11 protein-coding genes, 4 tRNA genes and 1 pseudogene are annotated in these 14,089 nt (G+C 60.3%); 9 read left to right on the top strand and 7 right to left on the bottom strand.

Translation table 11 applies throughout. The features are described 5' to 3' along the window. Positions 1 to 416: 416 nt before the first annotated feature. The 3 genes from xopAW to ACM6HV_RS24320 all read right to left on the bottom strand — a co-directional run bounded on the left by xopAW (position 417) and on the right by ACM6HV_RS24320 (position 3,218). The gene (xopAW, locus tag ACM6HV_RS24330; protein ID WP_414905476.1) at positions 417 to 1,262 is read right to left on the bottom strand and encodes a XopAW family type III secretion system calcium-binding effector; all 846 of its coding nucleotides are present in this window, start codon (positions 1,260 to 1,262) and stop codon (positions 417 to 419) included. A 145-nt stretch (positions 1,263 to 1,407) separates the two neighbouring features. After that, positions 1,408 to 2,457, bottom strand: a complete 1,050-nt coding sequence (locus ACM6HV_RS24325; protein ID WP_131671690.1) for a sensor histidine kinase — start codon at positions 2,455 to 2,457, stop codon at positions 1,408 to 1,410. Continuing rightward, positions 2,457 to 3,218, bottom strand: coding sequence for a response regulator (locus tag ACM6HV_RS24320; protein WP_371260451.1), 762 nt, complete (start codon positions 3,216 to 3,218; stop codon positions 2,457 to 2,459). The genes ACM6HV_RS24325 and ACM6HV_RS24320 overlap by 1 nt, the downstream gene beginning before the upstream one ends. Positions 3,219 to 3,501: 283 nt before the next feature. Between ACM6HV_RS24320 and pyrF the strand changes: the two genes are divergently transcribed. After that, positions 3,502 to 4,200, top strand: a complete 699-nt coding sequence (pyrF, locus tag ACM6HV_RS24315; protein ID WP_047295723.1) for an orotidine-5'-phosphate decarboxylase — start codon at positions 3,502 to 3,504, stop codon at positions 4,198 to 4,200. 131 nt (positions 4,201 to 4,331) lie between these two features. Here the strand turns inward: pyrF and ACM6HV_RS24310 are convergent, their stop codons facing one another. After that, entirely contained in the window at positions 4,332 to 5,336 is a 1,005-nt protein-coding gene (locus ACM6HV_RS24310) for an NADP-dependent oxidoreductase (protein ID WP_414905475.1), read from the bottom strand. A 237-nt stretch (positions 5,337 to 5,573) separates the two neighbouring features. Here ACM6HV_RS24310 and ACM6HV_RS24305 point away from each other — a divergent pair, with 237 nt between their 5' ends. From ACM6HV_RS24305 to ACM6HV_RS24290, 4 genes and pseudogenes are all read left to right on the top strand, one after another. Continuing rightward, a complete protein-coding gene (locus ACM6HV_RS24305; protein ID WP_041073750.1) occupies positions 5,574 to 6,335 on the top strand; it encodes an SDR family oxidoreductase in 762 nt (253 codons plus the stop codon). Positions 6,336 to 6,528: 193 nt separating this feature from the next. Next, the gene (locus tag ACM6HV_RS24300; RefSeq protein WP_145594327.1) at positions 6,529 to 7,881 is read left to right on the top strand and encodes a PLP-dependent aminotransferase family protein; all 1,353 of its coding nucleotides are present in this window, start codon (positions 6,529 to 6,531) and stop codon (positions 7,879 to 7,881) included. 108 nt (positions 7,882 to 7,989) lie between these two features. Next, positions 7,990 to 9,096, top strand: a pseudogene (locus ACM6HV_RS24295) (HAMP domain-containing protein); the annotation flags it as partial. After that, complete coding sequence (locus ACM6HV_RS24290) at positions 9,076 to 9,957, top strand: methyl-accepting chemotaxis protein (RefSeq protein WP_374011142.1); 882 nt, start codon at positions 9,076 to 9,078, stop codon at positions 9,955 to 9,957. The pseudogene ACM6HV_RS24295 and the gene ACM6HV_RS24290, both read left to right, overlap by 21 nt. Positions 9,958 to 10,274: 317 nt before the next feature. Here ACM6HV_RS24290 and ACM6HV_RS24285 read toward each other — a convergent pair whose 3' ends face one another. Together ACM6HV_RS24285 and ACM6HV_RS24280 are read right to left on the bottom strand one after the other, a co-directional pair. Then, complete coding sequence (locus ACM6HV_RS24285) at positions 10,275 to 10,544, bottom strand: hypothetical protein (RefSeq protein ID WP_414905474.1); 270 nt, start codon at positions 10,542 to 10,544, stop codon at positions 10,275 to 10,277. Positions 10,545 to 10,597: 53 nt separating this feature from the next. Continuing rightward, complete coding sequence (locus tag ACM6HV_RS24280) at positions 10,598 to 11,356, bottom strand: hypothetical protein (protein ID WP_174377049.1); 759 nt, start codon at positions 11,354 to 11,356, stop codon at positions 10,598 to 10,600. A 384-nt stretch (positions 11,357 to 11,740) separates the two neighbouring features. On the opposite strand from ACM6HV_RS24280, the gene ACM6HV_RS24275 reads away from it, so the two are divergent. The 4 genes from ACM6HV_RS24275 (at position 11,741) to ACM6HV_RS24260 (ending at position 12,152) form a co-directional block, all read left to right on the top strand. After that, positions 11,741 to 11,816, top strand: a tRNA-Glu gene (locus ACM6HV_RS24275). A gap of 2 nt (positions 11,817 to 11,818) precedes the next feature. Next, positions 11,819 to 11,894 (top strand) — tRNA-Gly (locus tag ACM6HV_RS24270). Positions 11,895 to 11,998: 104 nt separating this feature from the next. Continuing rightward, a tRNA-Glu gene (locus ACM6HV_RS24265) sits at positions 11,999 to 12,074 on the top strand. A gap of 2 nt (positions 12,075 to 12,076) precedes the next feature. Next, positions 12,077 to 12,152: transfer RNA gene (locus ACM6HV_RS24260), tRNA-Gly, on the top strand. A 131-nt stretch (positions 12,153 to 12,283) separates the two neighbouring features. Here ACM6HV_RS24260 and ACM6HV_RS24255 read toward each other — a convergent pair. Further along, entirely contained in the window at positions 12,284 to 14,023 is a 1,740-nt protein-coding gene (locus ACM6HV_RS24255; RefSeq protein ID WP_414905473.1) for a dipeptidase, read from the bottom strand. Positions 14,024 to 14,089 lie beyond the last annotated feature (66 nt).

The following is a 14,089-nucleotide window of genomic DNA, read 5'->3' as shown; positions in this document are numbered from 1 at the left end:
ACCCAATCCACCTGTGGGAGCTGGCTTGCCAGCGAAGGCGGCCTGACATCCGACCAATTTACAACTGAATACACACATTTCCACTGTGGGAGCGAGCTTGCTCGCGAAGGCGGCCAGACAGCCGACCAATTTCCAACAGACCGCACCCATTCCCACTGTGGGAGCGAGCCTGCTCGCGAAGGCGGCCAGACAACCGACCAATTTCCAACTGAACCCACCCAATCCACCTGTGGGAGCTGGCTTGCCAGCGAAGGCGGCCGGACAGCCGACCAATCTCTAACTGATCACACCCAATCCCACTGTAGGAGCCAGCCTGCTGGCGATGAGGCCTCTCAGGCAACCACTCTCTTCTCGCTGTACCCGAATGACCGTTCCCACACCTTTGCATGGAAACGATCACCCATCACCCCATCAACTCAAGTCGCCACATTCAGGTACTTGCCCACCGGCGCAGCATTGTCCAGCGAATACTGCTTGCTCAAGTTGGCAATCATCCGGTTCAGCGCTTCGCTGGTGGTCTGGGTGCTGGCGGTTCTTTCTTCAGGCGGACGTTCCCGGCCGACCTGCAATGCTGCTTTCAGTTCGTCGCTGCTCACGCTGCCACTGCTGTCGCTGTCCAGCGCTTTGAGCAGTGCGGCGCTGGTGTCGGTGCTGGTCGTAGAGGTGTTGTCGCGGGTCTGTAGCGCGCTGCTCAGTTCGGTCTCGCTGATGCTGCCGTCACCATCGGCATCCAGTTGGCTGAACAATTCATCATTGGGGGGTTGCTGCGTTAGCGGTGGTGGCGGGGTGAGGCTGGCGGTGAGTTCGTCCTGACTGACGGTGCCATCCTTGTTCTTGTCCAGCGCAGAGAAGATCTGGTTGCTGTCGGCGCTGCTGCCGGCGCTGGTGAGGCCGTTGCTCAGTTCGTCGCTGCTGATGGCGCCGTCGCCATCGGTGTCGAGGGCGCTGATCAGGGCGTCGGCGAGGTCGGTGTTCGGGGCCTGGTCGTTGGCCGGCGGAGGGGGCGCCATGGCGGTCATTTCTTCGGCGCTGAGGCTGCCGCTGGCGTCGCTGTCCAGGTCGCCGAATTGCTTGCTCAGGTTGACCAGCAAACCGTCGTCGGACTTCTGCGACAGGGCGCTTTTCAGTTCGTCCTGGTCCACCGCGCCGTCGCTGTTGCTGTCGAGTCTGGCGAACAGTTGCTTTTGCAGTTGCTGGCTGCGGGCGTTCTGGGTGCCGCTGGTGCTGGTATAGCTCGTGTAGTTGCTGACGCTACCGATCATGGGCTCACTCCTTGGACTGTAAAGCCGGTCGGTGTACCGGCTTGTACAGACTCAAGGAGCAAGTTGTCCTGGGTATTTGGGTTTTGTACCGGGTGGTACACAGTGGCGGGAACACCAGAAATCCCCTGGGAGATACGTGTTCTTCTCAGGCGCGCGGCAGGCGGATGATGGCGGTCAGGCCGCCGCCGGGTGTTTCTTGCAGATTCAGCTGCCCACCCAAACGCTGCGCCGCTTCGCGGGCGATGGTCATGCCCAGGCCGACGCCGCCGGAGTTGCGGTTGCGGGAGCCTTCCAGGCGATAGAACGGTTCGAACACCGCCTCGCGTTGGTCTTCGGCTATGCCCGGGCCGTGGTCGATCACGCGGATCAGCAGTTGTTCGCGTTGATCCTGCAGTTCGATACGCGCCTGCCCGGCGTAGCGCAGGGCATTGTCCATCAGGTTATTGATGCACGAGCGCAGCGCCATCGGTTGCACCTGCAGCGGTGCGCAATGGCCGCTGACTTCAACGTCTGCGCCTTGATCCTGAGCGTTCTCGCACAACGATTCGACCAGCGCCTGCACATCCATCAACTGCAGGGCTTCGCTGGTGCGTTGTTCGTGCAGGTAGGTGAGGGTGGCGTCGAGCATGCCGATCATGTCGTTGAGGTCCTGGCGCATCTGACCTTGCAGCTTTTCGTCGTCGATCTGTTCCAGTCGCAGTTTCAGTCGCGACAGCGGGGTGCGCAGGTCGTGGGAGACGGCGCCCAGCATGCGTGCTCGTTGTTGCACCTGTTCGCGGATGCGTTGTTGCATCAGGTTGAAGGTGTGCGCCGCTTGCCGTGCCTCACGCGGGCCGGACTCGTCCAGCGGTGGGCTGTCGAGGTTTTCGCTCAGACGTTCGGCGGCGTCGCTCAGGCGCTGGATCGGTCGGCTGAGCAGTTTGGCGCCGTACCACGCAGCAATCATCAGCGAGATGAACTGGAAGGTCAGCGGCACCAGCGGCCCGCCGAACCACGGACGTGGCGGGCGATGGGCGAAACGCGGATCCGGCGGCGGATGTTGGCCGTCGACCCCCTCGGCAAATTCCGGCGGGGGCGGCGGTGGGGGCGGGCCGTAGTGGTGAAACCAGGCAAAAGCCAGCAGATGCGCGAGGACGATCGCCACGAACAGCATGCCAAACAGGCGGCCGAACAGCGTGTCGAAGCGCCCTCGCATCAGCCGATGTCCCGCGCGTCGAACAGGTAACCTTCACCGCGCACGGTTTTGATCAACTGCGGGGCTTTCGGGTCGTCGCCGAGTTTTTGTCGCAGGCGCGACACCAGCAAATCGATGCTGCGGTCGAACGCTTCGATCGAACGGCCCCGGGCGGCGTCCAGCAGTTGTTCGCGGCTGAGTACCCGACGCGGGCGTTCAATGAACACCCAAAGCAAGCGGAATTCGGCATTGGACAGCGGCACCACCAGACCATCGTCGGCAATCAGCTGACGCAGCACGCTGTTCAGGCGCCAGTTGTCGAAGCGGATGTTGGCCCGCTGTTCGGTGCGGTCATCGCGCACCCGGCGCAGGATGGTCTGGATCCGCGCCACCAGTTCCCGTGGCTCGAACGGTTTGGCCATGTAGTCGTCGGCGCCCAGTTCCAGGCCGATGATGCGGTCGGTGGGCTCGCAGCGGGCGGTGAGCATGAGGATCGGGATGTCCGATTCGGCACGCAGCCAGCGGCACAGCGACAGGCCGTCTTCGCCGGGCAGCATCAGGTCGAGCACCACTACGTCGAAATGTTCGGCCTGCATCGCCTGGCGCATGGCTGCGCCGTCGGTGACGCCGCTGGCGTGGATGTTGAAGCGCGCGAGGTAGTCGATCATCAGCTCGCGGATCGGCACATCGTCATCGACGATCAGCGCGCGGATGCTCCAGCGCTTGTCGTCTTTCTGCTCATCAGTCACGGTCGTTTGGGTGTTGTGCATGGGGCTGTTCATCTGCCAGTAGGCCGCCAACCACAAAGATGGGCTGCGAGGTGGTGGTTTCAGCATAGGCGTCCTGCCGTGAGGCGGGAAGTGCTGATGTAAGGACGTGTTGCGGCTGGCGAGGCTAGCGCGGGCGCTTGTTGGCGGCGTGTCGGTTGTGTATCGGGTTCGACACAATAGCCGCGAGCGCTATGCTGATCACGGTTGCGGCGACGATTTACCGATCATCGGGTGCCGCGCCGTCGCCGCTTCCGCTACAATGCGCGCCGATTTCGACTTGCCTGAGAGCCCATCCATGTCCGCCTGCCAGACTCCTATCATCGTCGCCCTGGATTTCCCCACCCGTGACGCCGCACTGAAGCTGGCCGACCAGTTGGACCCGAAACTGTGCCGGGTCAAAGTGGGCAAGGAACTGTTCACCAGTTGCGCCGCGGAAATCGTCGGCACCCTGCGTGACAAAGGCTTCGAGGTGTTCCTCGACCTGAAATTCCACGATATTCCCAACACCACCGCGATGGCCGTGAAAGCCGCTGCCGAGATGGGCGTGTGGATGGTCAACGTGCATTGCTCCGGTGGCCTGCGCATGATGGCGGCCTGCCGTGAAGAACTCTCCAAGCGCAGCGGCCCGCAACCGCTGCTGATCGGCGTGACCGTGCTGACCAGCATGGAGCGCGAGGATCTGGCCGGCATCGGTCTGGACATCGAGCCGCAAGAGCAGGTGCTGCGTCTCGCCGCGCTGGCCGAGAAGGCCGGAATGGACGGTCTGGTGTGCTCGGCGCTGGAAGCCACCGCACTGAAGTCGGCGCACCCGTCGCTGCAACTGGTGACCCCGGGGATTCGCCCGGCGGGCAGTGCGCAGGACGATCAGCGCCGTATCCTGACCCCACGTCAGGCACTGGATGCCGGTTCCGATTACCTGGTGATCGGCCGTCCGATCAGCCAGGCGGCGGATCCGGCCAAGGCACTGGCGTCGGTCGTGGCAGAACTGGCCTGATCAGTTTCCGCAGGTATTAGCATTACCTGTAGGAGCTGCCGAAGGCTGCGATCTTTTGATTTTGCTTGTTAAAGGCAAGATCAAAAGATCGCAGCCTTCGGCAGCTCCTACAGAGGCTGCGATCTTTTGTTTTAGATTTTCAGCACCAACTTGCCGAAGTTCTCCCCGCTGAACAATTTCATCAGTGTCTCTGGAAAGGTCTGCAGACCTTCGACGATGTCTTCCTTGCTTTTGAGTTGTCCCTTGGCCATCCAGCCGGCCATTTCCTGCGCGGCACTGGCGTATTGCGCGGCGTAGTCCATCACCACAAAGCCCTCCATGCGTGCGCGGTTGACCAGCAATGACAGGTAGTTGGCCGGGCCTTTGACCGCTTCCTTGTTGTTGTACTGGCTGATGGCGCCGCAGATCACCACCCGGGCTTTTGGCGCCAGACGACTGAGCACGGCGTCGAGGATCTCGCCGCCGACGTTATCGAAATACACATCCACGCCTTTCGGGCACTCGCGCTTGAGCCCGGCCAGCACGTCTTCGTGCTTGTAATCGATGGCGCCGTCGAAGCCCAGTTCATCGATCAGGTACTTGCACTTGTCGGCCCCGCCGGCGATGCCCACCACCCGGCAACCCTTGATCTTGGCGATCTGCCCGGCAATGCTGCCTACCGCGCCCGCAGCCCCGGACAGCACCACGGTGTCACCAGCCTTTGGTGCGCCGACGTCGAGCAACGCGAAGTAAGCGGTCATGCCGGTCATGCCCAGTGCAGACAAATACACCGGCAGCGGCGCTAGTTTCGGATCGATCTTGTAGAAACCTCTGGGCTCGCCGAGGAAGTAATCCTGCACACCGACGGCGCCGTTGACGTAGTCGCCGACGGCAAAGCCCGGGTTATTCGAAGCGATGACTTTGCCGACGCCCAGAGCGCGCATCACTTCACCGATTTCCACCGGCGGGATGTAGGACTTGCCCTCGTTCATCCAGCCACGCATGGCCGGGTCGAGGGACAGGTATTCGTTCTTGACCAGAATCTGCCCTGCCGCAGGTTCGCCGACCGGGACTTCCTGATAAGTGAAGGTCTCGCGGGTGGCAGCACCCACCGGGCGTTTGGCGAGCAGGAATTGGCGATTGGTCTGGCTGGTCATGGCAGGCACTCGAACTGAATGAAGCCTTGTTGATAGACCCTCAAGGCCAATGCTGCAAGGTGGGCTGATGCGGCGAATGCACAATGATCCAGTGCAGTGATAGTCGCCCGGCGGGTTTTATCACTGCGACGCATGAAGGCATAAACAGCCTTCTGATAGTGCTGATGCGGGGCGGGCCGTGATGGCTATGCTGCGAGTCTGCAAACCCTCCTGCATCTCTCCTCCGAGGACATAACAATGAGCATGACGTTTTCCGGTCAGGTTGCCGTAGTCACTGGCGCGGCCAATGGCATTGGCCGCGCGACCGCCCAGGCGTTCGCCGCCGAAGGCCTGAAAGTGGTGGTGGCCGATCTGGATGCGGCAGGGGGCGAGGGTACGGTGGCGCTGATTCGTACAGCCGGTGGTGAAGCAACCTTCGTACGCTGCAACGTTACCGTCGAAAGCGAAGTGAAGAATCTGATGGACGAGGTGATCAATACCTACGGTCGCCTCGACTACGCCTTCAACAATGCCGGGATCGAAATCGAGCAAGGCAAGTTGGCCGATGGCTCGATGGACGAGTTCGACGCGATCATGGGCGTCAACGTCAAGGGCGTCTGGCTGTGCATGAAGTACCAGTTGCCGTTGCTGCTGGCCCAGGGCGGCGGGGCGATCGTCAACACTGCTTCGGTGGCAGGGCTTGGCGCGGCACCGAAGATGAGCATCTATGCGGCGTCCAAACACGCGGTGATTGGCCTGACCAAATCGGCGGCGATCGAATACGCGAAGAAGAAAATCCGCGTCAACGCTGTGTGCCCGGCGGTGATCGACACTGACATGTTCCGCCGGGCCTATGAGGCCGATCCGAAAAAGGGCGAGTTCGCCAATGCGATGCACCCGGTGGGGCGTATCGGCAAGGTCGAGGAAATCGCCAGTGCCGTGCTGTATCTGTGCAGTGATGGCGCGGCGTTCACCACCGGTCACTCCCTGGCGGTGGATGGCGGCGTCACTGCTTTCTGAAACGGTTCTGTCAGCCATGAAGAAACCCGCCATCGTGCGGGTTTTTTCATGGCTGGCGATCCGTCCCGTTAAACCGCTAAACAATGTGTATCAAACGGTTAGAACGGCTGCTTTTGACGGCGTTGTCGCACAGCCTGAACGACGCGGCTGTGATTTACTGCCGCCAGCAAAACGGACAGGAGTTTGCGTGCTCATGGAATTGAGAATTGACCGACAGGCAATGGTGCCGGTCGTACAGCAGATTGTTGATGGAATGACCGAGTGGATCTCGCGAACGGGTGTGGCGCCGAGCACGCGACTGCCCTCCGTCAGACAGATAGCACGCTCCAATCTGCTCAGCCAGTCGTGTGTGGCCGAGGCCTGCGAGCGGCTGGTGGCGCAAGGTATCCTGGCCCCGCGGCAGGGCGCGGGATTCATGGTCGCCGCGCACAGCCGCGCTTTGCTCGGGCTTGAATACGGGCGGGCCGAGAGCAGTTTGAAACTCGGCGAGGGCGGTTTGCCGCAAAGCTGGCGCGAGTCCGATGACCTCAGCTATGCAATCCGTCAGGTGGCGCGAACCGACATGGCGAGTCTGTTCAATTACAGCACCCCGCTGGGGTTGGCGGCGCTGCGTGCGCAGATCGTCAGGCGTCTCAGGCTGATCGACATCCAGGCCCCGGCGGAACAGGTGCTGACGACCTCCGGTGCCAGCCAGGCGCTGGATCTGCTCGTGCGCACGCTGGTTAAGGCCGGGGACTGCGTTGTTGTCGAAACCCCGGGCTATGCGCCGCTGTTCGAGCTGTTGCGCCTGCGTGGCGCGCAGTTGCTGGAAGTCCGGCGTACGCCAAGCGGGCCTGACCCTCAGGCGCTGGAGGCACTGTTGCGCCAGTGCCGGCCCGTCGCGATGTTCGTCAACAGCCATCACCACAATCCCACCGGCTCCTGCCTGAGTCCGTGTGTGGCACAGCAGATCCTGCGATTGTGCAACGCGCACGATGTGCAACTGATCGAAGACGATGTCTACGCCGATCTGCACAATGGCAACGGTGTACGCCTGGCGGCACTTGATGAACGGGTGATTTACGTCGGCAGTTTTTCCAAGACGCTGAGCAGCTCGCTGCGCGTCGGGTTTGTGTACGCCGGGCCAGAACTGATCGCGCGTCTGGCCCGGGTCAAGATGATCAGCAGCATGGGCGCCTCGAGTTTCAATGAAGCGGTGCTGGCGAGCCTGCTGGCCAGTGGCGCCTATCGAAAAATGGTCCAGCGCCAGCGTCAACGCCTGAATACCGACCGCGTCGCCGCATTGCAGGCATTGGAGGACGCAGGCTGGGAGGTTTTCGGCAAGCCGTGTGGCGGCCTGTTCATCTGGGCCCGCTCCCCGCTGAGTGATCCGGAGCGCTTGCACAGGCATGCGCAGTGCAGTGGTGTCAGCCTTAGTCCTGCGGGGGCTTTCAGTCCGAGCGGCGAGATCAGTCAGTGGCAGCGAATCAATGTGGCCTATGCCTGTGATCCACGGGCCCGGCAGTTTTTTCGCAGTACCGGCGTGAATCGACCTCAAGCGTTCTGAAAACGACGCGTGCGTAGCTTTTTGCCATTATTCCGACGCCAGAGACTTGTGCTGCTCCATGACCGTTGCGAATCTTCGGCAACAGACTTTGGCAGGGGACTACGCGCAATGATTTCGGCCGTGCAAGGACGTTTTGCCAACCTCGGTATGGCAAAGAAACTGGGTCTCGGGTTCGTACTGGTGCTGCTGTTGACTGCGCTGGTGGCTGCCATTGGAGTCTGGTCCCTGCAGACCATCAGCCAGCGCTTCGACGGCTTGAAGCAAATGTCGTCGCTCAACAGTGCCTTGCTCAAGGTGCGGTTGCTGGAGCAGGACTATGCGCTGCACAGCAACCCGAAAACGGTTGATGCCGTGCACGAGGGCGTCGACGGTCTGTTGGCCCAGGCCGCGCAACTCAAGGCGCAGACGCCGGCGAACGGGGCGGTGATGAGCGATGTCGAGCAAGCCTTGGGCGACTATCGCAAGGCGTTTGACGAGTTCGTTTCACTGACCCAGGCCAAGGATCTGGCGCTGGAAATGGCCAGTTGGTCGGTGTCCAGCGTGGCCAATAACCTGGACGTGCTGCAAGCCGGGCTGGCCGATGATGGCGCGTACACGTTGAAGGACAGCGAAGGCAAGGATGGCGCGCAGTTCATCGAACAGGCCAGTCAGGTCAGTCAGGTGTCGCGGTTGATGCTGCAAGCGATGAACGAGGCGCGGATTCGTCTGGATCAGAGCCGCAAGGGTGATGCCGACAGTGCCGGCAAGGGCAGCATTGAACAGGCGGCCCAGGCCCAGGCTCAGGCCGAGCAGTTAAAGACCACGGTCAAGGATGAGGGCTATTTGACGGTGCTCAACGAAGTGTCCGGGCACATTGCCGGTTTCAACGACAAACTGGCCGAGTACACCGGTTTGCTGGCCCAGGAAAAAACCGTCTATGAACAGTTGCACCAGCGCGCGGCGCAGGTGATGTCGCGTGTCGACCAGGCCTATGTGGCCGAAGACGGCGCGATGCAGGTGGAATTGAAGAAAAACTCGGTGTTGATCCTCGGTTCTTCGGCGTTGGCCTTATTGGTGGGGCTGATTGCCGCGTGGGTCATTACCCGGTTGATCGTCGCGCCGCTGCGCGCAGTGATGCGCGTTGCACAACAGATTGCGGCCGGGGATTTGAGCGCAAAAGTCGAGGTTACCCGGCGTGATGAAATCGGCCAGTTGATGCTGGCGATGCAGCAGATGGGGGCCGGGTTGAGCACGATTGTCAGCGGATTGCAGGCGGGCATCGAGCAGTTGGCCAGTTCCGCGCAATCGCTGTCGGCGGTCACCGAGCAGACCAACCTCGAGGTCAACAGCCAGAAGGAAGAGACCGAGCAGGTGGCCACGGCCATGAACCAGATGACCGCCACCGTGCATGACGTGGCGCGCAATGCCGAAGAAGCCGCGCTGGCTGCGCAAACCGCGGATGGCAAGGTCGAGACCGGGCAGCAGGTGGTGCGCCAGAGCATGGCGCGGATCGAGCAACTGGCGGATTCGGCAACGTCGGCCAGTTCGAGCATCGAAAGCCTCAGTGCGCAGATCCAGAATATCGGTACGGTGCTGGATGTGATCAAAAGCGTTGCCGAGCAGACTAACCTGCTGGCGCTCAACGCGGCGATCGAAGCAGCGCGGGCCGGGGAGCAGGGCAGGGGCTTTGCGGTGGTGGCCGATGAGGTTCGTGCGTTGGCGCGACGTACGCAGCAGTCGACCGAGGAGATCGAGCGGCTGGTCAGCGCGTTGCGGTCGGCTGCGCATGCTTCCGTGCAGCAAATTCAGAGCAGTGGCGAGTTGGTGAAGCTTGCCGTCAGTGATGCCCTGCAGACCGAAAGTGCGCTGGGGAGTATTGCGGCGGCGGTGTCGTTGATTCAGCAGATGAATCAGCAGATTGCGGCGGCGGCCGAGGAACAGAGTTCGGTGGCTGAGGAGATTAATCGCAGTGTGACGAGTATTCGTGCGAGTGCGGATCAGTCTTCGATGGCGATGCGGGGGAATGCGGTTTCGAGTGTTGAGCTGGCGCGGTTGGGGGGGGAGCTCAAGGGGATGGTGGGGCATTTTCGGCTTTGACTTGGCGGCCTCTGGGCCGACCAGGTTCTTGGGGGTTTGGGTGAATATCCGTTGCTGCGGTAACGGCTTCTTGTGGTTCCGCTCTTACAGCGGCTCACTTTTCCAGACGCCGAAAAGTAAGCAAAAGGCTTGGCCCCAGCGTTCGGCCCTCGCTTAGGCTCGGGTTCCTTCGTTGCGGGATTCATCCGGGCGCATCGCCTCCGGTTTGCTTCGCTGCACCTCCTCTCGATGTGTTTGGCTGCGCCAAACGGTCGCTGCGCTCCCACCCCCGGATAAACCCCTCCACTCAGCCTGCCGACGGGGCCGGCACGGCAAGATCAAAAGCTGCAGCCGAGCTTGCGCTCATCCTGTGTAGGAGCTGCCGAAGGCTGCGATCTTTTGATCTTGATCTTGATCTTGATCTTGATCTTGATCTTGATCTTGATCTTGATCTTGATCTTGATCTTGATCTTGATCTTGATCTTGATCTTGATCTTGATCTTGATCTTGATCTTGATCTTGATCTTGAACTTGTGGGAGCTGGCTTGCCAGCGATGGTGGCCTGACAGCCGACCAATCTCTAACTGAATGTTCTCAATGGCAGTCAACCCACCACTCACAAAAAAGCCACCTCTCGGTGGCTTCTCTTAACTCTCGACACTTAGTCGTAGATCACTTTCTTCTTCCAGTCCGCATCGGCTTCAACTTCCTTGAGGCCTTCGGTCAACTGGTTCACTTCGCCTTCGACCGGTGCAATTTTGTCCATGACCTGAGCGTTGGCGCGGGCCAGCAGTTTTTCCAGGTATTGCAGTTGTTCCGAGTACATCTGCGGGTCTTGCTGTTTGCGCAGGTATTGCACGCCGCGTTCGAAGGCGAGGCGGGCCTGGCCTGGCTGGTTTTGTTGCAGGGATTGTTGGCCGAGGTTGTTGAAGAACTCGATGTGCAGCAGGACCAGGATGTGGCGGACTTCCTTGATCCAGTGTTTGGCTTCGTTCGGCGGCAGGAAGCCGTCGTGGGCGGCGCGGGTGATCTGGCCGTGGAGGGCTTCGAGCAGGAAGCGGACGTCCTTGGCTTTGGCTTCGGTCAGGATCGGTGCCGGCGGGTTGTTGACCGGGATCGATTCGCCTTGGGCCACCAGTGCGCTGAGTTCAGTGATCCGTGCCTTGATCGTGGCGCTGGTTTTTTCCAGGTTCAGCAGACGCTGGCAGACGTTCAGTTCCAGACGCGTCAGCAGCAGCTTGAGTGCCGGCGTCATGAACTGACCGGGGAAGGTTTCGGTCAGTTCGCCGCAGCGGCGCAGGCGGTCGTTGAGTTCGACTTTGGTGCGGGCCTTCTCCAGTTTGTTGTTTTCCACCACATGGTTCATGTAGCCAATGGCGATCAGAATTGCGATCCCGGCTACGACTAGCAGGGTGATCATGAGTGGTGTCACCGGTAAGACCTCTTTATAGGGTTCGCATGCGAGTGTAGTGGCTGGACATTCAGGCGCCCAGCGCCGCTCGACGAGTTGATTCAGCAGCTTCTGTGTATATCGGCTGCACACTGCTTATATGAATGCTGGCGCAGAGTGCGCAGATTGCCATCATTGTGTTGCGGACTATAACGTCTTGGCGAGTGGCGGAATATAGGCGTCAATCGTCGGGCGACGGAAAAGCCCGAATGCTCTCGTAAAGCAGGTCGAAGTCATTGATTTAAATAAATTTATATTCGGGGGTTGACGACCTCTCAAACCATCCATAGAATGCGCGCCACTTGCAGCGTAAAGCACACAGCGAAACGCGGCAGGGAGTGAATGTTGTAGTGTGTCCCCTTCGTCTAGTGGCCTAGGACACCGCCCTTTCACGGCGGTAACAGGGGTTCGAGTCCCCTAGGGGACGCCAATGCGGGAATAGCTCAGTTGGTAGAGCACGACCTTGCCAAGGTCGGGGTCGCGAGTTCGAGTCTCGTTTCCCGCTCCAATTTTAAACAGCACTGCTTTCGGGCAGGGCTGAGTGAAACCAGAACCTGATCTTCGGAGATGGCTCTGGACACCGAAACACACACCATGTGTTCCGGGTAGCGTGTCCCCTTCGTCTAGTGGCCTAGGACACCGCCCTTTCACGGCGGTAACAGGGGTTCGAGTCCCCTAGGGGACGCCATTGCGGGAATAGCTCAGTTGGTAGAGCACGACCTTGCCAAGGTCGGGGTCGCGAGTTCGAGTCTCGTTTCCCGCTCCAATTTCACAAAAACGCCGATCAGTGATGATCGGCGTTTTTGTTTGTGCAGCATTTTGCACGCAACAAAAAAGGACCTTCGGGTCCTTTTCTGTTTTCACGTCAGGCCCGCTGAATCACGGGCCCGTGTCTAGTCAGAGCTTCGGCAGTTGGCCGACACGGCCCATCATCTCGGTGACGATCTGCAGGTCCAGCAGGAACTGGTCAACCGTCTTGAACTCACCGTCAGTATGGCCGGTGTATTTGACTTCAGGACGGGCCAGGCCGAATTGCACGCCGTTCGGCAAGTCATGCACCGAGGTCGCCCCGGCCGAGGTGCCGAACTCGTGCTCCATGCCCAGGTTCTCCGTGGCCACCGCCAACAGTGCTTTGACCCATTCGCCTTCCGGGTTGCGGTACATCGGTTCGTCGATCGAGTAGGTGAAGTCCGCGGCGACGTGGGTTTTCTTGCTCCAGGCGGCGAGTTTGTCAGCGATTTCCTTCTGCAGCACTTCTGGCGATTTACCCTTCGGCACGCGCAGGTTGACAGCCAGTTTGAAGGCCTTGTCGTCCACACCGACGTAGGTCAGCGAAGCAGTCAGCGGGCCCATGAACGAATCGGAGAAGCCGACGCCAAGTTTTTTCCCCAGATAATCCAGGCCCCAGTTGTTGGACGCATAGCGTGCAGCGTCGGTGATCTGGTTGTGCTTGAGCGCCACCTTGCCGTCGAGACCGTTGATGAAGTCGAGCATCCGCGCGACCGGGTTGACGCCGGACTCGGGTTCGGAGGAGTGCGCGGACACACCGGTGACGCTCAGCTTGACGTCTTTGCCGTCAACCTTGGCCGCCACTTTGAAGTCGCCACCGTGTTTTTTCGCGTACTCGTTGCCGGCCTTTTGCAGGCTCGCCGCCAATGGCTCCGGCTTGTCGGTGACGAGGGTAGCGACCGAAACCGACGGAATCTGGTTGGTCGCCAGGCCGCCGGTCATCGAAGTGATTTCGGCGCCACTGCCTTCAGCCTTGCGCAGCGGAAAATTGGCCATGACCGTGCCGTAGCCTTTCTCGGCGATGACCACCGGGTAACCGCCATCCAGTGCCATGTTGTAGTTCGGCGTCGGGTTGTGTTCGAAGTAATAGGGGATCGCGTCACCCGTGGTTTCTTCAGTGGTGTCCACCAGCAGTTTGAAGTTGCGTGCCAGTGGCAGCTTTTCTTCCTTGATCACTTTCATGGCGTACATGGCGACGACGATGCCGTTTTTGTCGTCTTCGGTGCCACGGCCATACATGCGGTCGCCGATCAACGTCACTTTGAATGGATCGAGTTTGGTGCCGTCCTTTAGCACCCAGTTTTCCGGGGTGACCGGGACCACGTCGGCATGCGCGTGAATGCCCACGACGTCATCGCCGCTGCCGTCGAGGGAAATTTCATAGACACGATTGTCGACGTTGCGGAATTTCAGGTTGAACGATTCGGCGAGGTTTTTGATCTTTTCGGCGATCTTGATGAACTCGGGATTGTCGTGCTGGGCCACGCCTTCTTTGCGGAAGGTCGGGATTTCCACCAGCTCGCGCAGGGTCTCGAGGGCGGCCTTGCCGTACTTGGCGCGGGTGTACAGGCCCAGTAGACGGTGGATCTCGTTCTGCTGCTCGGCGGTCAGGGTCTTGTTGTCGAGAAAAACATTGATCGCCGGGGCGAGGTTGTCGGTCTTGCCCGGATTGCTGTTCGCTACCGCACCGAGAAACTGACGAAAATCGCTGGCCGTCGTATCGCTGAAGGCCTTGAGGATCGCAGCACTTTGCTCGGGGCTGATGTTGGCCTGGGCCGGCAGGGTGAACGACGAAAGACTGGCCAGAACCAGGCTGGCGGCAGCCAGACGCTTGAGGGAAAAATTCATTGCAGTGGGCATTCCTTTGCAGGCATTTACAGGGGAAGTGTTTGAAAGTTGAAACAAATCTTTTCC

It is taken from the genome of Pseudomonas sp. IT-P260 (genome assembly GCF_949768395.1).
Taxonomy (GTDB): Bacteria; Pseudomonadota; Gammaproteobacteria; order Pseudomonadales; family Pseudomonadaceae; genus Aquipseudomonas; species Aquipseudomonas parakoreensis.
The sequence above is the reverse complement of the archived record's forward strand: the minus strand, read 5'-3'. Positions and strand labels throughout refer to the sequence as shown.